We start from the raw sequence: 20151 nt of genomic DNA on the forward strand, positions 1-20151 counted from the left end.
AATCCGCGCGGCAGCCCCCACATCGTGGCCATCCACTTGGCGAGGGCCCAACATGATCCCGTTTTCCGTCCTCGACCTGGCGCCAGTCACCGAAGGCAGCGATGCCGGCCAGGCGTTCCGCAACACGCTGGACCTGGCCCGGCTGGCCGAGCGGCTGGGCTACCGGCGCTACTGGCTGGCCGAGCATCACAACATGCCCGGCATCGCCAGCGCGGCGACGGCGGTGCTGATCGGTCACGTGGCCGGCGGCACCTCGACCATCCGCGTCGGCGCCGGCGGCATCATGCTGCCGAACCACGCGCCGCTGCAGGTGGCCGAGGCGTTCGGCACGCTGGCCTCGTTGTATCCGGGGCGGATCGACCTGGGCCTGGGCCGCGCGCCCGGCACCGACCAGCCCACTGCGAAGGCGTTGCGCCGCTACTTCGACAGCGCCGACGCGTTCCCGCATGACGTACTGGAACTGCTCGGCTACTTCGAACCGGCCAAGGCCGGCCAGCCAGTGCGCGCCGTGCCTGGCGCCGGCATCGAGGTGCCGGTGTGGCTGCTCGGTTCCAGCCTGTTCAGCGCGAAGCTGTCGGCGCAGCTCGGCCTCCCGTTTGCGTTCGCCTCGCACTTCGCGCCGGACGCGATGGACGAGGCGTTGGCGCTGTACCGGCGCGATTTTCGCCCGTCGGCACGGCTGCAGCAGCCGTACGCAATGCTCGGCCTGAACGTGGTCGCGGCCGACAGCGATGCCGAGGCGCGGCGCCTGTTCACTACCCAGCAGCAGAGTTTCATCAATCTGCGCCGCGGCCGGCCCGGGCTGATCCCGCCGCCGATCGACGACATCGAGTCGTACTGGGCGCCGCCGGAGAAGCTGATGGTGGAGCGGGCGCTGGCCTGCGCCGTGGTCGGCGCTGTTGGCACGGTGAAGGACGGCATCGCGGCGTTCATCGCCCGGCATCGGCCGGACGAGTTGCTGCTCACCGCCAACGTGTTCGAGCACGCCGCGCGGCGGCATTCGTTCGAGATCGCGGCAGCGGTGCGCGATCGGCTGTCGACTGCGAACTAAACGTCGTGGCCGCGAAAGCCCGGGCCAGGTCGCCGATCGGCCATAATGGGCGTTATCTCACGAAACCTTGAAGCTCCCCCACGCATGAAAACCCCCAAGGGCCTGCAGGACCTGATCGACGAAGGCGTGATCGATCAGGTGTTGCGACCGCTGAAGAGCGGCAAGGAAGCGTCCGTCTACATCGTGCGTTCGGGCGAGGACGTTCGCTGCGCCAAGGTCTACAAGGACATGGCGCAACGCAGCTTCCAGGCGCGCGTGCAATACCAGGAAGGCCGCAAGGTGCGCGGCAGCCGGCAGGCGCGCGCGATGGGCAAGGCTACGAAGTTCGGCCGCAAGGAGGCCGAGGCCGCCTGGAAGAACGCCGAGGTCGACGCGCTGTACCAGCTCACCGCCGCCGGCGTACGCGTGCCGAAGCCCTACGGCTACTTCAACGGCGTGCTGGTGATGGAGCTGGTCATCGATGCGGACGGCCATTCGGCGCCGCGACTGGGCGAGGTGGAACTGTCGGCGGACACGGCGCGCGACTACCACCGCTTCCTGATGCAGCAGGTCGCACGCATGCTGTGCGTGGGGCTGATTCACGGCGACCTGTCCGAATACAACGTGCTGGTCGGGCCGGATGGCCCGGTGATCATCGACCTGCCGCAAGCGGTCAGCGCCTCCGGCAACAACGCGGCGCGCACCATGCTGCGCCGCGACGTGGGCAACATCACGATCAGCCTGTCGCGCTTCGCGCCGGAGCTGCTGGACACCCACTACGGCGAGGAGATGTGGGCGCTGTACGAGCTGGGCGAACTGCACCCGGACAGCGAACTCACTGGCCATTTCGAGTTCGACGAAAGCATCGCCGACGTCGACAGCGTGATGCAGTCGATCATCGACGCGCGGGAAGAAGCGATCATCCGCCAGCAGGGGCGCGAGGCGGCGGCGCAGGAGGACTGAAGCCTGACGAGGAAGCGCAGGGCGGGCACGGCCAGCCGTGCGGAACCTCAGGGCGTGCTGACGTCGATCAGCTCCACGTCGAACACCAGCGAGGCGTTCGGCGGGATGTCGCCGCCGGCGCCGCGGGCGCCGTAACCGAGCTCGGCGGGAATCAGCAGGGTGCGCTTGCCGCCCACGCGCATGCCGGCCACGCCCTGGTCCCAGCCGTCGATCACCCGGCCGGCGCCGAGCGTGAAGTTGAACGGCGCGCCATGGTCGAGCGAGCTGTCGAACTTGGCGCCGTGCTTGTCTTTCGCGTTTTCGTCGTAAAGCCAGCCGGTGTAGTGCACCAGCACGTCCATGCCGGCCTTCGCTTCGGCACCGGTGCCCACTTTCGTGTCGATGATGGTGAGCTTGTCCACCTTGCCGCTGGCGTGTGCCGCGGGCGGGGTGCTGCAGGCGGCGAGGGCGAAGACAGCAAGCAGGGGCAGCAACCAGCGCATGGGTGACTCCGGGAAGATGGATGGGATCGGGCGGAGATTATGCGGGAAACCGCGGCGAGACGGCCGACGCGAAGTCGTCAGCTCACCAGTTCGGCCGCGACCATGCGCTTGAGCGGGTCGACGGCAACCGCATCGGCCTCGTTCATCAGCTGCAGCTGGCCATCCTGGACCAGTGCCTGCAGGCGCATGCCACGCTGCAGCAGTGCGACCAGTTCGGCCACGGTGTGCGCAGGGATGTCCAGTACGGTGAGGTTCTTGTTGCGGCTGAGTGCGGCACCGACCTTGTTCCACCAGATCTCCGCCGCGTTGCCGCCGTAGCTGATCACCACCACCTGGCGCGAACGGCCGCAGGCCTTGCGGATGCGCGTCTCGTCGGGCTGGCCGACTTCGATCCACAGCTCGATCTCGTCGGTATACGCCTTGCGCCATAGCGCCGGTTCGTCCTCGTCGCTGATGCCCTTGCCGAACTCCAGCCGGTCTTCTGCGTACAGCGCGAACGCGAGCAGGCGCACCATCAGCCGTTCCTCGGTCTCGGACGGATGCCGCGCCAGGGTCAGTGCATGAGTGGCGTAGTAATGCCGGTCCATGTCGCTGACCTGCAGTTCGACCTTGTAGATGGTGGAGTTGAGTGCCATGGGGGTGCCTTGAGACAACAAGCCGGCCATTCTACGCGCACGTGCCGCGCCCTTGCCTTGGTGAAGAAGGGCGGCTGCGCCGGACGCCTTACACTGGCCGTGCCATGAACCGAGCCGCTTCATCGTTCAGCCGCGATCCGCGTGCCAGCACCGTGCACCTGCCGCCGGGTGCCTGGGCCACCGTGCTCGACGGGCTGTGCGCGCAGTTCAGCGCGATCGATCGCGCGCAATGGTTGGACCGCATCGCGCGCGGGCGCGTGCTGGACGGGCAGGGCATCGCGATCACGCCGCAGACGCCGTACCGCGCAGGCATACGCATCCACTATTACCGCGAGGTGGTGGACGAGCGGCCGATTCCGTTCGTCGAAACCGTGCTGCATGCGGACGCGCACCTGGTGGTGGCGGACAAACCGCATTTCCTGCCGGTAACCCCGGCCGGCGGCTTCGTCGAGCAGACTCTGCTGCGGCGATTGATGCATCGGCTGGACAATCCCGAGCTGGTGCCGCTGCACCGGATCGATCGCGCCACCGCCGGGCTGGTGCTGTTCTCGGCGAACCCGGCCAGTCGCGCGGCGTACCAGGCGCTGTTTCGCGAACGGCGGATCGACAAGCGTTACGAGGCGCTGGCGCCGGCCTTGCCATCGCTGGTGTTCCCGCTGTCGAGGCGCTCGCGCATCGTGGCGGGCGAACCGTTCTTCCGCATGCGCGAGGTCGACGGCGAGCCGAACAGCGAGACGCGGATCGAGCTGATCGAGCGCGGCGAGGGTACATGGCGCTACGCCCTGTTCCCGGTCAGCGGCCGCAAGCACCAGTTGCGCGTACACATGGCCGCGCTGGGTGCGCCGATCGTGGGCGACACGCTGTATCCGGCGCTGGCCGACAAGTCCGCCGACGACCATAGGCAACCCTTGAAGCTGCTGGCGCGCGGCCTGGCCTTCGTCGATCCGCTGTCCGGCGAGCCGCGGCGTTTCGAGAGCCGGCTGGCGTTGTGACGCGACAGCGCCGTTCGGCCAGGGGATAACCACCGGCAGCGATTCCACGCTATCTTCCACCGCAGCATCCATCCGGGGGAGAGCCATTCGTGACTGCAAAACCGTTGTCCAGCGCGACGCCGCGCACCGAGTTGACCGTACGCGGCCTGATCATCGGCATCGTGATCACCCTGGTGTTCACCGCGGCGAACGTGTTCTTCGGCCTCAAGGCTGGCCTGACCTTCGCCACCTCGATTCCGGCGGCAGTGATCTCGATGGCGATCCTGCGCGGGTTCAAGAACTCCACGATGCAGGAAAACAACATCGTGCAGACGGTGGCCTCGTCGGCCGGCACGCTGTCGGCGATCATCTTCGTGTTGCCCGGCCTGGTGATGGTCGGCTGGTGGACCGGTTTTCCGTTCTGGGTGACGTTCGGCATCTGCGCCACCGGCGGCATCCTGGGCGTGATGTACACGATCCCATTGCGCCGCGCGCTGGTGACCGATTCCGACCTGCCGTACCCGGAAGGCGTGGCCTGCGCCGAAGTGCTGAAAGTGGGCGGCGGCGACGACGCGGGCGCGGCGTCGGAGGAGAGCAGCAAGTCGGGCCTGCTGGCCGTTGCCGCCGGCACCATCGTCTCGGCGGTGTTCGCGGTGGTGGTCGCTACCAAGGTGTTTGCCGGCAGCGTGGCGCAATATTTCCACTTCGGCGACCGCGGCGGGGCCAGCGGCTATGACTTCAGCCTGTCGTTCGCACTGTTGGCGGTGGGCCACCTGGTCGGCCTGTGGGTCGGTCTGGCGATGCTGCTCGGCGCGTTGATCGCCTGGGGCTGGGCGGTGCCGCATTACACCCTGCTGGCGGCAGCCACCGGCGCCGCCGCGGACGTGGCGCAGGCGGCCTGGGGCAGCAAGGTGCGCTTCATCGGCGCCGGCACGATCGGCGTGGCGGCGATCTGGACACTGGCCAAACTGGTCAAGCCGGTGATCAGCGGGCTTTCCTCGGCGATGGCGTCGTCGCGGGCGCGCAAGGCCGGGCAGGGCGACACGCTGCCGCGCACCGAGCACGACATGCCGATCGGCATCGTCGGCCTGATCAGCCTGCTCTGCCTGCTGCCGATCGGCTGGCTGCTGGGCGATTTCAGCATCGTCACCGGGCTGGGTTCGCACCTGTGGCTGCTGGTGATCGGCGGCCTGGTCTTCGTGGTGATCATGGGCTTCCTGGTTTCCGCGGTATGCGGCTATATGGCGGGCCTGATCGGCTCGTCCAACAGTCCGCTGTCCGGCGTGGGCATCCTGGTGGTGATCATCGCGGCGCTGTTGCTGCTGGTGGCGGGCGTGAAGTCGGAGCTCGCCGGCGATGCCGGCAAGGGGCTGGTGGCGTTCGCGCTGTTCGCCACCTCGGTGGTGTTCGCGGTGGCGACCATCGCCAACAACAACCTGCAGGATCTGAAGACCGGCCAACTGGTCGACGCCACGCCGTGGAAGCAGCAGGTGGCGCTGGTGGTCGGCGTGCTGGTGGGCGCGGCGGTGATCCCGCCGGTGCTGGACCTGCTGAACGAGGCGTACGGTTTCGCCGGCATGCCCGGAGTCGATCCGGCGCGTGCATTGGCCGCACCGCAGGCGGGGCTGATCTCGGCGCTGGCTCAGGGCGTGATCCAGGGCAATATCGACTGGAGCCTGATCATTCTGGGCGGCGCGATCGGCGTGGCGCTGATCGTGCTGGACGCCGTCCTTGGCCGCACCACCAAAGCGGCCGCGCTGCCGCCGCTGGCGGTGGGCCTGGGCATCTACCTGCCCACCTCGACCACGCTGATGATCGTGGTCGGCGCCGTCGTCGGCTGGTATTTCGACAAGCGCGCCGAGCGTGGCGCGAAACCCGAAGCGACAAAGCAATTGGGCGTGCTGCTGGCCTCCGGCATGATCGTGGGCGAAAGCATCATCGGCGTGATCATCGCGGCGATCGTGGTGTTCTCCGGCAAGGGCGCGCCGCTGGCGCTGGTCGGCGATGGCTTCGGCACGGCGGCGATCTGGATCGGCGGCATCGCCTTCGTCGCGGTCAATGTGGCGCTGTACCGCTGGGTAGCCAGGCTGGGGCGGACATCGGCCACGGCGTAACCAGGTGAGGTTCCTGGGGCAGGTTGCGAGGGTTCCGCCGCCTGGTCCTGCCGCCGGGAAACCCCCGCATGCGGATTTTACATCCGGTGGCGCAGCATCCCCGCCACGGTCGGGCGCGTCGCCCGGCCGCCACCACCGCGAGGAGATTCCCATGCTGGATTGGCTGCAATACCGCAAGGAACTGCTGGGCCGGATTGGCGAGATCGGCAAGCTCAGCCCGGATACGTTGAAGGGGTACCAGACCTTGAGCGATGCCGGCCAGAAGACCGGCCACCTGGACGCGAAGACCCGCGAGCTGATCTCGCTGGCGGTGGCGGTCACCACCCGCTGCGACGGCTGCATCACGGTGCACGTGGGCGAGGCGTTGAAGCATGGCGCGACCCGCGAGGAAATCGCCGAGGCGCTGGGCGTGGCCGTGGCGATGAACGCCGGTGCGGCGCTGGTGTTTTCCGCCCGCGCGATGGACGCGGTGAGCCAGCACGGCGGCGGTTGAGTCCGCGCGGCACGGATTCTGCCGGCGGCCACGTACAATGCCGCCACCGTTTCAAGGTGGAAGGGATGACGTGACTGCTGGCGGATTTTTCGCGGCCGCGCCGGATGCGGCGCTGGCGGCCCTGTTCGTGCCGTTCGAATCGGGCGAGTTGCGTCTGCCCGTGGATGGCCGAGCGCTGTTCCTGCGCGCTCGAGCCGGGATGCGACTGCGCGAGATGGCGCAGCCCGGCTGGTTGTGCGAGCAGGGTTTCCTGCCATTCGCCGACGAGCTGGGCCGCAACGGCCTGCGCGTGAGCGAGCCGGCGGCCGATGAAAAATTTCCGCTGGTGTTGTTGCTGCCGCCGCGCCAGCGCGACGAGGCGCGCGCCCTGTTCGCCCGCGCGCTGCAGCACCTGGCGCCGGGCGGCACGCTGCTGGCCGCGATGCCGAATGCCGAAGGCGCGAAGTCGGGCGAGGCCGACCTGGCGAAACTTTCCGGCCCCGTGCAGCACCTGTCCAAGCACAAGTGCCGTGCGTTCTGGAGCACGCCGCAGCCGACCGACGTCGACCAGCACCTGCTGGTCGAATGGCTGGCGCTGGACGAGCCGCGCACGATCGTCGATGGCTACGTCAGCCGCCCCGGCCTGTTCGCCTGGGACCGCATCGACCGCGCCTCGGCGCTGCTGGCGGAACACCTGCCGGCGGACCTGCACGGCCGCGTGGCCGATCTCGGCGCCGGCTACGGTTATCTATCCACGCAGGTCGTCGCGCGCTGCCCGCGGGTCGACGCGCTCGACCTGTACGAGGCCGAAGCGCGCGCGCTGGAGCCGGCGCGGCTCAACCTGGCGCGGGCGCAGCGCGAAGGCGGGCGCGACGTGGCAGTGGCGGTGCACTGGCATGACGTTACCCGCGGCCTGGCGCAGCGCTACGATGCCATCGTCAGCAACCCGCCGTTCCATCAGGGGCGCGCCGACCTGCCGGAACTGGGCCGTGCGTTCATCGTCAGCGCGGCCGAGGCGCTGCTGCCGGATGGCCGGCTGCTGATCGTGGCGAACCGGCACCTGCCGTATGAGGCCGTGCTGGCCTCGCGTTTTCATGAAGTGCGCACGCGGGTCGTGCGGGAAGGATTCAAGGTGATCGAGGCGGTCGGGGTGCGCGGATGAAATTGGTCAAGCTGATTGCGAACCTGGGCTACGGCAGCCGCAAGGACGTGACCCAGTTGTTCCGCGCCGGGCGCATCACCGATGCGGACGGCGAGGTGCTGTACGCCGACGACGTGGTGCCGTACGAGAGCATCCGCGTCGACGACGAGCCGCTCGATCCGCCGCCCGGGCTGACCCTGATGATGAACAAGCCGCTTGGCGTCACCTGCTCGCGCAAGGACCCGGGCCGCGTGGTCTACGACCTGTTGCCGCCGCGCTACAACGTGCGCTCGCCGGCCTTGTCCAGCGTGGGCCGGCTCGACCGCGACACCTCCGGCCTGCTGCTGTTCACCGACGACGGCGCGCTGCTGCACCGGATCATCTCGCCGAAGGTGCAGGTGACCAAGGTCTACGAGGCCACCCTGGCGCAGGACCTGCGCGGCGACGAAGGCGAGCTGTTCGCCAGCGGCAGCCTGCTGCTGGAATCGGAAACCGAGCCGCTGGCGCCGGCCGTGCTTGAAGTGCTGGGTCCGCGGCATGCCCGCCTCAGCGTCACCGAGGGCCGTTACCACCAGGTGCGCCGCATGTTCGCCGCCACTGGCAACCACGTCGAGACGCTGCAGCGGATCTCGATCGGCGCACTCGCGCTGGGCGGGTTGCCGCTGGGCGAATGGCGCACACTCGATGCCGCTGAGGTCGCGGAAATCTTCGCGTCGTAGGGCGGTGCTCGTCCTACGAAGCCTCAGTCACGAGCGCAACTAGAGCACGTGCACCGCAGTGGGAATCGTGGCGCCGAACCACTTGTGCCGCTCGTCGCGGCAGCTCGGGCTGCCCATCGCGAACTTGCGGCAGATGGTGGGGCGGTCTTCGTAGATGGTGCAGCCGAAGGTGTTCGGGTTGACCGCGGCGCACCAGCCGTCCTCGCCCTTGGCCAGGGTTTCCATGCCGTATTCGTCGCGGGCGACCAGCCACGCGGGCACATGGTCTTCGGGCATCAGGACCACGGTGAGGCGGCAGCACACGGCTTCGCAGGTCGTGCATTGCACGCTGGGGTCGACGCTTTCGGCGTAGGGGTCGGGGAGGGTATTCACTCCCCAGCATGACAGCTTCGTCCCGCGCGAATGTGAACTCCGCGTCGGGCGGATGCGTTCAGTCGTCGCTGTCGCGCCACAGCGCCTGCCAGCCATCGGGGCCCAGCCGTTGCAGGGTCTCGATATTGCGCCGGTAGATGCTGTCGGTGTCGCTCATTGTCTCCATCGCGCGCTCGATGCTGGATTCGCGCAGCAGGTGCAGCGTGGGATACGGCGAGCGGTTGCTGAGGTTCTCGACGTCGTCCGGCGCGCTGTCGGCGAACTGGTAGCGGGGATGGAAGCTGGCTACCTGCCATTCGCCTTCCAGACCCAGCGTCTGCACGGCGGCGTCGGCCACGTCGAGGAAGTCGTTGTAGTCGAGGAAGTCGCCGAGCACGAACGGGTGGATCAGCAGGCCGGTCTCGCATTCGTCCGGCGTCAACGCGTTGAGCGACTGCAGCTCGCCGCAGAGGTCGTCGAGCAGCGCGTCGGTATCGCGCGCATGGCTTACCCGCAGGCGCAGCTTGCCTTGCACGTGCGGCGCGCGGGCGAACGGGCACAGGTTCAGCCCGATCACCGCGCGCTCCAGCCAGCGCGTGGTGGCGGCGAGGTAGGGCGCGTCCTCGGGCAGCGCGTCGGCGTTGAGGTGGTTGGCGGACGTCGGGTTCATGCGGTTTTCGCGAGGGTGCGGTAGCCGACTATAACGGCTGGCCGGTGCACCGGTTTGCGCGTGCCGTGCCGATGCCTTGCGGGCTTGCGTCGGGGCGCGCGGGAACGTTCAGGTGCCGGATGCGGGAACCGGCCTCGCAAACCTGATTTAATGGCGACCCTCGACACGGGGAGCTTGCCGCCTCGACCAGACCTCATCGGATTGGCGGTAGCCGTGCCCTTGAACAGGATTCCCTTGTGGACGGTTTGACCCCAACGACTGCAGATGCCTTGCATGGCGAGAGCCGCGGGTACTCCGAAGTCGGTGGTTGCATGGTCGCGTCCGGCGATACGTGCGATGTGTCGGCGCGGGAACCGGCCCCTGCCAAAGCGGGCAAGGCAGCAGGCTCGGACAGGCACTCGGCCACGGACCCTGTGACGGTACGCGGCGCCACTCGGGAACCGGGCCGCGTGTATCTGATGGCGCCGGCGCGCTGGAAATCCGGAGACCCGTCGGCCCGCCACCGTTCCATCGCCCCGCCTGTTGTGATGCCGGCACCAGCTCGATGGGTCCGCTCGCGGACGGTCGTGCCCAACCGGCTGCCCCCGAGCGCGCTGCGGCCGGTAGCGGAACGCTGGCTGCTGCCTCCCGCATGGCCGCTGGATGGATGGCACGTGACCGCAGCCGTCAGTTTGCGCCGACTCGTCGACGCCTGCATCGCGCCGTGGGTGCGGGCACGCATGCCGTCGTGGCCGGGATGGGCGAGGGCGTCTCGGCACAGGCTTGCGGCAGGCGTCGCCATCGGCGCCCTCGTGGGCGCTGCCCTGGTGTTGCTGCGTATCGGCATGCCGCACCCCGACGTGGGGTCAACGCCGGTCAGGGCATTGGCTGCCACGCCGGCATCTGCCGCGCATGCACCGTCCTTGCCGGCCAGGCCTGCGCGGGTGTTGGCTGCGGCAAGCGCGCCAACCGTTGCGTCGGCAGCCCGCGCCGAGCCGGCCGAAACCGGTCGCAAGCTGTTGTCCGACGTCAGCACGATGGACCTGATGATGCCGATCGAGGAGCCCGACCTGGACATCACTTCCCGGCAGAGCCTGTGGTCGCAGATCGGCAAGGCCTCCGGTGTCGATCCACTGCTGCTGTACAGCGTCGCTTTGGTGGAATCGAAGGCGTTGTACCCGGATGGCAAGGTCGCGCCCACGCCGTGGCTGTTCCGCGTCGACGACCACCTGGTGCGCGGCGAGCGGCACGACGTGCAGCTGGCGATGGCGGCGGCGAGCCAGTTCGGTTCGGCCGTGCAGGATGTCGGCATCATGCAGGTCTACTACCCGATGCACCGCGACGCGGTGCGCGATCCGCTGACCCTGCTGAATCCGCGCACCAACATCGCCGTGGCCGCGAAAATCCTGCGCGACGGCATGCGCCAGACCCGCGACCGGGTGCTCGGCGTGGGCTATTACCACAGCCACACGCCGACCCTGGCCAGGGATTACGGCACCGCCGTGCTGACCGTCTACCAGCGGCTGAAGGCGATCCATCGTCCGGCGCGCCGCGGACAGGCCGTGGCGCGCTAGCCGCTCGCAGAAAGCGCGCCGCACGCCGTGCCCCGGCCTTGCATCGCGCCGGTGGCGCCCGGATATAGGCTGCAGTCCCGCGAGGCAGTTTGATGTTCGATCTTCGTTTCGACAATACGTTCGTGCGCGAGCTGCCTGGTGATCCGGAGCAGGGCGCGCGGCTGCGTCAGGTCGACGGCGCGCTGTACTCGCGGGTCGATCCCACGCCGGTGGCGGCGCCGCGGCTGCTGGCGCATTCGGCCGAGATGGCGGCGACCTTGGGTTTCAGCGCAGCGGACGTCGCCACGCCCGAGTTTGCCCAACTGTTCGGCGGCAACGCCCTGCTCGACGGCATGCAGCCGTACGCGGCGAACTACGGCGGGCACCAGTTCGGCAACTGGGCAGGGCAGCTCGGCGATGGCCGCGCAATTTCGCTGGGCGAAGTCATCAACGCCGCCGGCGAACGCTGGGAGCTGCAGCTCAAGGGCGCCGGGCTGACGCCGTATTCGCGCGGCGCGGACGGCCGCGCGGTGCTGCGTTCCTCGGTGCGCGAGTTCCTGTGCAGCGAGGCGATGCACCACCTGGGCGTGCCGACCACGCGCGCGCTGAGCCTGGTCGGCACCGGCGAGGCGGTGCTGCGCGACATGTTCTACGACGGCCACGCCGCGCCGGAACCGGGCGCGATCGTGTGCCGCGTGGCGCCGTCGTTCATCCGCTTCGGCAACTTCGAATTGCCCACTTCGCGCGGCGACATCGCACTGCTGCGCCAGCTGGTCGAGTTCACCATCCGCCGGGATTTCCCGGAACTCGACGGGCAGGGCGAGGCGCTGTATGCGGCGTGGTTCACCCAGGTGTGCGAGCGCACCGCCGCGATGATGGCGCACTGGATGCGCGTGGGTTTCGTGCACGGGGTGATGAACACCGACAACATGTCGATCCTCGGCCTCACCATCGACTACGGCCCGTACGGCTGGGTCGACAACTACGATCCGGAGTGGACGCCGAACACCACCGACGCGCAGCGCCGTCGCTACCGTTTTGGTCAGCAGCCGAACGTGGCGTGGTGGAATCTCAGCTGCCTGGCCGGTGCGCTGGCGCCGCTGTTCGACGGCGTCGGGCCGCTGGAGGCCGGGTTGCAGCATTACGCCGCCGCGTATGCCGCCGCCGACCGCGCCAACATTGCCGCCAAGCTGGGCCTGGCCGAATGCCGCGACGACGACGTGGCGCTGATGCAGTCGCTGCAATCGCTGATGCAACAGGCCGAGATCGACATGACGCTGTGGTTTCGCGCACTGGCCGATGTGGACGTGCAGACGCCCACGCTGGCGCCGTTCAGCGAGGCGTTTTACGACGAGGCGAAGCGGCATGAAGCCGAGCCGGCGCTCGACGCCTGGTTGGCCCGTTACGCGGCGCGGCTGGCCGATGATCCGCTGTCGCCGGCCCAGCGCCGCGAGCGGATGCGCCTGGCGAACCCGCGCTACGTGCTGCGCAACTACCTGGCGCAGCAGGCGATCGACCGCGCCGAGCAGGGTGACCCCAGCGGTATCGCCGAGCTGCTCGAGGTGCTGTGCCACCCCTACGACGACCAACCCGGCCGCGAGGCGTTCGCGCAGAAGCGTCCGGACTGGGCGCGGCACAAGGCCGGTTGCTCGATGCTGTCGTGCAGTTCCTGAATCGGAAACAGCGAAGGCCGGCATGGCCGGCCTTCGCGTTAAGGAACTGGTGCCCTCGAGACGATTCGAACGTCCGACCTGTCCCTTAGGAGGGGACCGCTCTATCCAACTGAGCTACGAGGGCAGCGGCGGGATTTTCGCATGGATCACGCGGCGGTGCGATTTTGTTGCTCCTCCCCCTGCTTGCCCCTCAAGGGACTTCCTTCGGTCGCAGGGGGAGGCTGGCGACCGAAGGGAGTCCTTCAGGTGAGGGGGGGGCGCAGGGTTGCCGGAAATCAAGATCAAAAGCGCCCCACTCCGACCCGACCCTGCGTTGCAGGGGAGGGAGTCACTTACCCGCCCCTGCTAGAATGGGCAATTGCCACATTCCCTTCACGGTGCCTCGCAGGCGCCGCACGTCCAGGAGACATCCATGTCCCATGCAATCCTCAGCGCGCTTGGCCTCGATGGCGAGCAGTCCGGCAGCTATCTCGGCCAGGGCGAGTGGTCGAAGACCGCCGACGCCGGCGCGCTGCAGCCGGTGAACCCGGCCACCGGCGAGGTGCTTGGCACCGTGCATGCGTCCAGCGCCGCCGATTACGAAGTGATCGTCCAGCGCGCGCAGGCTGCGTTCAAGGTGTGGCGCACCACGCCCGCGCCGGCACGTGGCGAAGCGGTGCGCCTGTGCGGTGAAGCGCTGCGCAAGCACAAGGACGCGCTGGGTTCGCTGGTCGCGCTGGAGATGGGCAAGATCAAGCCCGAGGGCGACGGCGAAGTGCAGGAGATGATCGACATCGCCGACTTCGCGGTGGGCCAGAGCCGCATGCTGTACGGCTACACCATGCACTCGGAGCGCCCGGGCCACCGCATGTACGACCAGTACCATCCGCTCGGCCTGGTCGGCATCATCAGCGCGTTCAACTTCCCGGTTGCGGTGTGGGCATGGAATGCCATGCTGGCCACCATCGCCGGCGACATCTGCATCTGGAAGCCGTCGCCGAAGACCCCGCTGTCGGCAATTGCCACCATCCGCATCTGCAACGACGCGCTGAAGGCCGGCGGCTTCCCCGACCTGTTCTTCCTGTTCAACGACGCCGGTAGCGACCTGGCGCAGGCCTTCGTCGACGACAAGCGCGTCGCGCTGATCAGCTTCACCGGCTCGACCAAGGTCGGCCGCATGGTCGGCGAGCGCGTCGCCCAGCGCATGGGCCGTTCGCTGCTGGAACTGGGCGGCAACAACGCGATCATCGTGGACGAGACGGCCGACCTTGCGCTGGCGATCCCCGGCATCGTGTTCGGCGCGGTCGGCACTGCCGGCCAGCGCTGCACCACCACCCGCCGCGTGTTCGTGCACGAGTCGATCCACGACAGCGTGGTCGACACCCTGGTCAAGGCGTACAAGCAGGTCGAGGGCAAGATCGGCGACCCCACCCTGGCCACCACGCTGATGGGCCCGCTGAACAGCCAGGAAGCGGTGCAGGGCTATCTTGCCGCGATCGCCAAGGCCAAGGCGGCCGGCGGCACCGTTGCCACCGGCGGCAAGGCGTTGACCGATCGCAAGGGCAACTTCGTGCTGCCGACCATCGTCACCGGGCTGAAGAACGCCGACGAAGTGGTGCAGACCGAGACGTTCGCACCGATTCTCTACGTGATGCCGTTCAAGACGCTGGACGAGGCGATCGCGCTGCAGAACGACGTGCCGCAGGGCCTGTCCTCGTCGATCTTCACCACCAACCTGAAGGCGGCCGAGCAGTTCCTGTCGGCGGCGGGTTCCGACTGCGGCATCGCCAACATCAACATCGGCACGTCCGGTGCGGAGATCGGCGGCGCGTTCGGCGGCGAGAAGGAAACCGGCGGCGGCCGCGAGTCCGGTTCGGATGCATGGAAGGTGTACATGCGCCGCCAGACCAATACCATCAACTACTCGGACGCGTTGCCGCTGGCCCAGGGCATCAAGTTCGGCTTCTGATGAACCGGCTGCGGGCGGTTCGCCGCCCGCAGCCGACGGCAATGCATGACGGCGCTGATCCACCACCTCGACAGGAGTGAGCGATCCGATGAGCTATCAACCGTCCTACCGTCCGGGCACCAGCACCAGTTCGCTGGCCGTGGTGAGCCTGGTCTTCGGCATCCTGGCCTGGTGCGTGCTGCCGTTCGTGGGCGCGATCGTGGCGATCATCTGCGGCCACCTGGCGCGTAGCGAGATCCGCCGCAGTCCACCCGATGCCCGCACCGAGGGCGACGGCATGGCTGTGGCCGGGCTGGTGCTCGGCTACGTGCAACTGCTGCTGGGCGTGCTGGTGGTGTTCGTGCTCATCGCTGCACTGATCTTCGGTTTCGCCTTCTCGAACTGGCATTGATGCCCCGCATGCCTTTTGACTTCACCGGGTATCGCGTCGTCGTTGCCGGCGGCAGCCGCGGCATCGGTCGCAGCATCGCGCTGGGCTTCGCCGAAGCCGGCGCGGCGGTGTCGATCTGCGCCCGTGGCGTCGCGGCGCTGGAGGAAACCCGCCAGGCGCTGGCCGCCCACGGCGTGTTGGCGCATGCGCAGAGCTGCGACCTGGCCGATGCCCGCGCCATCGAGGCCTATGTGGCGGAGGCGGCCACCGCGCTCGGCGGTATCGACGTGCTGGTCAACAACGCCAGCGGCTACGGTTTCGACGACGGCGACGAGGCGTGGAGCGCCGGTTTCAACGTGGACCTGATGGCGGCGGTGCGCGCGTCGCGCGCGGCGTTGCCGCACCTCAAGGCCTCGTCGCACGGATGCATCCTGCACACCAGTTCGATCGCCGCGTTCCGTCCGCGCGCGAACGGCGCGGCGTATGCGGCGGTGAAGGCGGCGCTGAGCCAGTACACCACCTCGCAGGCGCTGGCGCTGGCGGAACACCGCATCCGCGTCAACGCGATCGCACCGGGTTCGATCGCGTTTGTCGATGGCCTGTGGGAGCGTCGCAAGCTGGAACAGCCGGAGCTCTACCGCGCCACCCTGGCGAAGATCCCGTTCGGCCGCTTCGGCAAGCCGGAGGAGATCGCCCACGCCGCGCTGTTCCTGGCCTCGTCGTGGGCGGGCTGGATCACCGGTCACACCCTGGTCGTCGATGGCGGACAGATGCTCCATGGCTGACGAGAATGCTTCCCTGCAGTCCACCGCGCGCTTCGGCGATCGCGTTGACGACTACGTGCGCTACCGGCCGGACTATCCGGCAGCGTTGCTGGACTGGCTGCAGCGCGAGCAGGGCGTGGACAGCGGCTGGCGGGTGGCGGACGTAGGTGCGGGCACCGGCATTTCCGCCAAGCTATTTCTCGACGCCGGCTATCGGGTGACTGCGGTGGAACCGAATGCGCCGATGCGCGCCGCCGCCGAACACTGGCTGCAGGCGTACGCGGGCTTCGATGCGGTCGACGGCGGCGCCGGCGCCACCGGCTTGCCCGACGCCAGCGTGGACCTGGTCACCGTGGCGCAGGCGTTCCACTGGTTCGACGAGGATGCGGCGCGGCGCGAGTTCGCGCGCATCCTGCGCCCGCGCGGGCTGGCGGCGATCTGGTGGAACTCGCGTCGGCTCGCCGGCACCCGTTTTCTGGAAGGCTACGAGGCGCTGCTGCTGGCCTACGGCACCGACTACGCCAGCGTGGCCGAACGCTACGCCGACGACGCGCACATGCGCGCCTGGTTCGGTGCCGGCTTCCGCGGCGCAGCCCGTTTCGAACACGCGCAGCAGCTGGATTTCGAGGCCTTGCGCGGACGCCTGATGTCGTCCTCGTATGCGCCGAAGGCAGGCCATCCCCAACACGAACCGATGCTGCGCGCGCTGCGCGAACTGTTCGACAGCAGTGCCGAAAACGGCACGGTAAGCTTCGATTACGACACCCGCATTTTCGCGGGCCACCTGGCCTGATCCATGTACGACATCCTGCGCCCGCTGCTGTTCAAGCTCGATGCCGAGACCGCGCATCGCGCCACCCTGTATGCGCTGGGCGTGGCCCAGCGCAGCGGTTTTTCGCAGTGGATCGCCAAGCCGCCGGCGGACCTGCCGACGAAGGTGTTCGGCATCACCTTCCCGAACCCAGTCGGGCTCGCTGCCGGCCTGGACAAGAATGCCGAACACCTGGACGCGCTCGATGCGCTGGGTTTCGGCTTCATCGAAGTGGGCACGGTGACGCCGAAGCCGCAGCCGGGCAACGAGCGGCCGCGCCTGTTCCGGCTGCCGCGGCACGAGGCGATCATCAACCGCATGGGTTTCAACAACGCCGGCGTCGACGCGCTGGTGCGCAACGTGCGGCAGTCCAGCTACCACGGCGTGCTCGGCATCAACATCGGCAAGAACAAGGACACGCCGAACGAGAAGGCAGTCAGCGACTACCTGCTCTGCCTGACCCGCGTGTACGAGCATGCCAGCTACGTCACGGTGAACATTTCCTCGCCGAACACCAAGGGCCTGCGCGACCTGCAGGAAGAAGCCACGCTGCGCCGCTTCATCTCGGTATTGCGCGAGGCGCAGGAGCGGCTCGGCTCGCAGCACGGTCGGCGCAAGCCGATGCTGCTGAAGATCGCGCCGGATCTGGGCGAGGCGGAACTGGATTCGATCGCCGAGGTGCTGCTGCATACCGGCATCGACGGGGTGATCTGCAGCAACACCACGATCGACCATGCGGCGGTGGCCGACGACCCGCACGGCAGCGAAGTGGGCGGGTTGTCCGGCAAACCGCTGTTCGACCACTCCACCGCGGTGCTGGCCGGCATGCACCGGCGCCTGCAGGGCCGCATTCCGCTGATCGGCGTGGGCGGCATTCTCGACGGCAGCGATGCCGCCGAGAAGATGGAGATGGGTGCCTCGCTGGTGCAGCTCTACTCGGGCCTGATCTATCGCGGGCCGCAGCTGGTCGCCGAGTGCGTGAATGAAATCCGCCGCCAGCGCGAGGATGCCGATGCCGTCTGAACGTACTCATCTGCCTGCGGAGCGCGTGGATATGGGCGGTTACACGCTCACCGAAAACGCCTCGCTGGCCACGCGCAACACGCTGCGCGTCGACGCGCGGGCGAAACTGCTGGCCGAGATCCGCGACGCCAGCAAGCTGCCTGAACTGCTCGACTTCCCTGCGCTGCGCGGCGATCGCCTGCTGGTGCTGGGCGAGGGCAGCAACCTGCTGTTCACCGGCGACTTCGACGGCACCGTGCTGGCGATGGCCACCCGCGGCGTGCAGGTGGAAAGCGACGGCGCCAGCGCGCGCATCGCGGTGGCCGCCGGCGAACGCTGGGACGACTTCGTGCGCTGGACCCTGGGCCAGGGCTACGCCGGCCTGGAAAACCTGATCCTGATTCCCGGCACCGTCGGCGCCGCACCGATCCAGAACATCGGCGCCTACGGCTGCGAGGTCGCCGAGTTCGTCGAGAGCGTCGAGGCGTGGGATACGCGCGAACGCCGCGTGGTGACGCTGGACCACGCCACCTGCGCATTCGCCTACCGCGACTCGCTGTTCAAGCACGAGCCGGGCCGCTACATCGTCACCGCCGTGCGCTTTGTGCTGCCGCGCAGCCGCCCGCTGCGCACCGACTACGCCGGCATCGCCGAGGAACTGGCGCGCATGGGCGTGGACAAACCCGCGCCGTTCCACGTCGCCGAGGCGGTGGTGCATCTGCGTACGCGCAAGCTGCCCGACCCGGCGGTGATCGGCAACGCCGGCAGCTTCTTCAAGAACCCGATCGTCGAGGCGGCGCTGGCTGATGCGCTCAAGCGCGAGCATCCCGACCTCGCTGCCTGGCCGCAGCCCGACGGCCGCTGCAAAATGTCCGCCGCGTGGATGATCGAGGCCGCCGGTCTCAAGGGTGTGCGCGAAGGCGACGCCGGCATCTCCAACCGGCATGCGCTGGTGCTGGTCAACCACGGCAAGGCCACCGGGCCGCAGTTGTGGGCGCTGGCGCAGCGCGTGATTGCAGAGGTCGAGACGAAATTCGGCGTGCGGCTGGAGCCGGAGCCGGTCGTGATCGGTTCGCAAGCCGCGTAGAGGCAGTACCCGCCTTGACGGAGCGTCATGCGCGAATCGGGCGTTCCAGGTTCGGCAGGAACACCGTGATCAGCCCCATCAGCGGCAGGTACGCGCACAGCCGGTAGACGTATTCGATCCCGTGCACGTCGGCCAGTCCGCCGAGCACGGCGGCGCCGATGCCGCCCATGCCGAACGCAAAGCCGAAGAACAGGCCCGAGATCATGCCGACGCGGCCGGGGATCAGCTCCTGCGCGTAGACCAGGATCGCCGAGAACGCCGAGGCCAGCACCAGGCCGATGATCACCGTCAGCGCGCCGGTCCACATCAGGTTCGCGTGCGGCAGCAGCAGGGTGAACGGCGCCACGCCGAGGATCGACACCCAGATCACCCATTTGCGTCCGATCCGGTCGCCAACCGGGCCGCCGATCAGCGAGCCGGCGGCCACCGCGAACAGAAACACGAACAGGTGCACCTGCGCGCTCTGCACCGACACGCCGAATTTGTGGATCAGGTAGAAGGTGTAATAGCTGCTGAGGCTGGCCAGGTAGAAATACTTGGAGAAGATCAGCAGGCCGAGGATCGCCAGCGCACCGATGATCTGCTTGCGCGACAGCGCCACCACCGCGAGATGCCGTGCTGCGGACTTGCCGCGGGTGATGTGGTGATGGCTGTACCAGCGTCCCACCTGCAGCAGCACCACGATCGCCAGCAACGCGGCGAGCGAAAACCACGCCACGCTGCCGCGCCCGTGCGGCACGATGATCCATGCGGCCAGCAACGGCCCCAGCGACGAGCCGGTGTTGCCGCCGACCTGGAACAGCGACTGCGCCAGGCCGTGCCGCCCGCCGGATGCCATCCGCGCCACCCGAGAGGATTCCGGGTGGAACACCGACGAGCCGGTGCCGACCAGCGCGGCAGCCAGCAGCAGTACCGGGAAACTCGGTGCGATGGCGAGCAGCAGCAGGCCGCACAGGGTGAAGCCCATGCCGACCGGCAGCGAGTACGGCATCGGCCGGCGGTCGGTGACCGTGCCGACCAGCGGCTGCAGCAGCGAGGCGGTGAGCTGATAGGTCAGCGTGATCAGGCCGACCTGGGCAAAGCTGAGATGAAAATCGTGTTTCAGGATCGGATAGATCGCCAGGATCAGCGACTGGATCATGTCGTTGAGCATGTGCGCGAAGCTGATCCCGCCGAGCACCGCGAACTGGGTGCGTTCCGTGGGGGGTGTGTCGATCGGCGACGGAATGGCGGCAGGGGACAGCGGGGCGCTTTCGACGCAGGTCTGCATGGGGCGTTCGATTGACAGGGCGGGTTCGGCGACAGGACCGACGGGAAGCGTCAACCATAGGGCAAACGGTCGTCGGCCTGCATGTGCCGGTCGTTCGGCCGCGGGTGCAACTGTCATCCTGCGGTCAGGAAAATGCCGCAGGCTGA

20 protein-coding genes and 1 tRNA gene are annotated in these 20151 nt (G+C 68.3%); 15 read left to right on the forward strand and 6 right to left on the reverse strand.

Annotated elements, in window-relative coordinates; genetic code table 11:
- Positions 1-52 precede the first annotated feature (52 nt).
- The gene (locus ASG75_RS01630) at positions 53-1051 is read left to right on the forward strand and encodes an LLM class flavin-dependent oxidoreductase (protein WP_056385108.1); all 999 of its coding nucleotides are present in this window, start codon (positions 53-55) and stop codon (positions 1049-1051) included.
- Positions 1052-1135: 84 nt separating this feature from the next.
- Positions 1136-1993: a PA4780 family RIO1-like protein kinase gene (locus ASG75_RS01635; RefSeq protein ID WP_056385110.1), complete on the forward strand. Its 858-nt coding sequence runs from the start codon at positions 1136-1138 to the stop codon at positions 1991-1993.
- Between the two features lie 47 nt (positions 1994-2040).
- On the opposite strand, the gene ASG75_RS01640 is transcribed toward ASG75_RS01635, so the two are convergent.
- Positions 2041-2475 carry an FKBP-type peptidyl-prolyl cis-trans isomerase gene (locus ASG75_RS01640; protein ID WP_056385112.1) on the reverse strand — a complete coding sequence of 145 codons (435 nt, stop codon included), beginning with the start codon at positions 2473-2475 and terminating at the stop codon, positions 2041-2043.
- A 77-nt stretch (positions 2476-2552) separates the two neighbouring features.
- The gene (locus tag ASG75_RS01645; protein WP_056385114.1) at positions 2553-3110 is read right to left on the reverse strand and encodes a YaeQ family protein; all 558 of its coding nucleotides are present in this window, start codon (positions 3108-3110) and stop codon (positions 2553-2555) included.
- A 104-nt stretch (positions 3111-3214) separates the two neighbouring features.
- Between ASG75_RS01645 and ASG75_RS01650 the strand changes: the two genes are divergently transcribed.
- The 5 genes from ASG75_RS01650 to ASG75_RS01670 all read left to right on the forward strand — a co-directional run bounded on the left by ASG75_RS01650 (position 3215) and on the right by ASG75_RS01670 (position 8527).
- Positions 3215-4102: an RluA family pseudouridine synthase gene (locus ASG75_RS01650; RefSeq protein WP_056385117.1), complete on the forward strand. Its 888-nt coding sequence runs from the start codon at positions 3215-3217 to the stop codon at positions 4100-4102.
- 89 nt (positions 4103-4191) lie between these two features.
- Positions 4192-6195 (forward strand): oligopeptide transporter, OPT family, encoded by a 2004-nt coding sequence (locus tag ASG75_RS01655; RefSeq protein WP_056385119.1) that lies wholly within the window; start codon positions 4192-4194, stop codon positions 6193-6195.
- A gap of 151 nt (positions 6196-6346) precedes the next feature.
- A complete protein-coding gene (locus ASG75_RS01660) occupies positions 6347-6688 on the forward strand; it encodes a carboxymuconolactone decarboxylase family protein (RefSeq protein ID WP_056385121.1) in 342 nt (113 codons plus the stop codon).
- A gap of 70 nt (positions 6689-6758) precedes the next feature.
- Positions 6759-7829 (forward strand): class I SAM-dependent methyltransferase, encoded by a 1071-nt coding sequence (locus ASG75_RS01665; RefSeq protein ID WP_056385123.1) that lies wholly within the window; start codon positions 6759-6761, stop codon positions 7827-7829.
- A complete protein-coding gene (locus ASG75_RS01670; RefSeq protein WP_056385125.1) occupies positions 7826-8527 on the forward strand; it encodes a pseudouridine synthase in 702 nt (233 codons plus the stop codon). The genes ASG75_RS01665 and ASG75_RS01670 overlap by 4 nt, the downstream gene beginning before the upstream one ends.
- A 39-nt stretch (positions 8528-8566) precedes the next feature.
- On the opposite strand, the gene ASG75_RS01675 is transcribed toward ASG75_RS01670, so the two are convergent.
- Together ASG75_RS01675 and ASG75_RS01680 are read right to left on the reverse strand one after the other, a co-directional pair.
- Positions 8567-8899 carry a YkgJ family cysteine cluster protein gene (locus ASG75_RS01675; protein ID WP_056385127.1) on the reverse strand — a complete coding sequence of 111 codons (333 nt, stop codon included), beginning with the start codon at positions 8897-8899 and terminating at the stop codon, positions 8567-8569.
- A gap of 58 nt (positions 8900-8957) precedes the next feature.
- Positions 8958-9548, reverse strand: coding sequence for a DUF1415 domain-containing protein (locus ASG75_RS01680; RefSeq protein WP_056385129.1), 591 nt, complete (start codon positions 9546-9548; stop codon positions 8958-8960).
- A gap of 791 nt (positions 9549-10339) precedes the next feature.
- Between ASG75_RS01680 and ASG75_RS01685 the strand changes: the two genes are divergently transcribed.
- Complete coding sequence (locus ASG75_RS01685; protein WP_235580129.1) at positions 10340-11101, forward strand: transglycosylase SLT domain-containing protein; 762 nt, start codon at positions 10340-10342, stop codon at positions 11099-11101.
- A gap of 92 nt (positions 11102-11193) precedes the next feature.
- Positions 11194-12753, forward strand: a complete 1560-nt coding sequence (locus ASG75_RS01690) for a YdiU family protein (protein ID WP_056385131.1) — start codon at positions 11194-11196, stop codon at positions 12751-12753.
- A gap of 47 nt (positions 12754-12800) precedes the next feature.
- On the opposite strand, the gene ASG75_RS01695 is transcribed toward ASG75_RS01690, so the two are convergent.
- Positions 12801-12877 (reverse strand) — tRNA-Arg (locus tag ASG75_RS01695).
- Positions 12878-13165: 288 nt separating this feature from the next.
- On the opposite strand from ASG75_RS01695, the gene ASG75_RS01700 reads away from it, so the two are divergent.
- The 6 genes from ASG75_RS01700 (at position 13166) to murB (ending at position 18735) form a co-directional block, all read left to right on the forward strand.
- Entirely contained in the window at positions 13166-14701 is a 1536-nt protein-coding gene (locus ASG75_RS01700) for an aldehyde dehydrogenase family protein (RefSeq protein WP_056385132.1), read from the forward strand.
- A gap of 88 nt (positions 14702-14789) precedes the next feature.
- Entirely contained in the window at positions 14790-15092 is a 303-nt protein-coding gene (locus ASG75_RS01705; RefSeq protein WP_056385134.1) for a DUF4190 domain-containing protein, read from the forward strand.
- Between the two features lie 8 nt (positions 15093-15100).
- Entirely contained in the window at positions 15101-15856 is a 756-nt protein-coding gene (locus ASG75_RS01710; RefSeq protein WP_235580130.1) for an SDR family oxidoreductase, read from the forward strand.
- Complete coding sequence (locus ASG75_RS01715) at positions 15849-16628, forward strand: class I SAM-dependent methyltransferase (RefSeq protein ID WP_056385138.1); 780 nt, start codon at positions 15849-15851, stop codon at positions 16626-16628. The genes ASG75_RS01710 and ASG75_RS01715 overlap by 8 nt, the downstream gene beginning before the upstream one ends.
- Positions 16629-16631: 3 nt before the next feature.
- The gene (locus ASG75_RS01720; protein WP_056385140.1) at positions 16632-17669 is read left to right on the forward strand and encodes a quinone-dependent dihydroorotate dehydrogenase; all 1038 of its coding nucleotides are present in this window, start codon (positions 16632-16634) and stop codon (positions 17667-17669) included.
- Between the two features lie 31 nt (positions 17670-17700).
- A complete protein-coding gene (gene murB, locus ASG75_RS01725; RefSeq protein WP_056385142.1) occupies positions 17701-18735 on the forward strand; it encodes a UDP-N-acetylmuramate dehydrogenase in 1035 nt (344 codons plus the stop codon).
- A 25-nt stretch (positions 18736-18760) separates the two neighbouring features.
- Here the strand turns inward: murB and ASG75_RS01730 are convergent, their stop codons facing one another.
- On the reverse strand, positions 18761-20005 hold the full coding sequence (locus ASG75_RS01730) for an MFS transporter (RefSeq protein ID WP_082547464.1): 1245 nt from the start codon (positions 20003-20005) through the stop codon (positions 18761-18763).
- Positions 20006-20151: the final 146 nt, after the last annotated feature.

The organism is Rhodanobacter sp. Soil772 (genome assembly GCF_001428385.1).
Taxonomy (GTDB): Bacteria; Pseudomonadota; Gammaproteobacteria; order Xanthomonadales; family Rhodanobacteraceae; genus Rhodanobacter.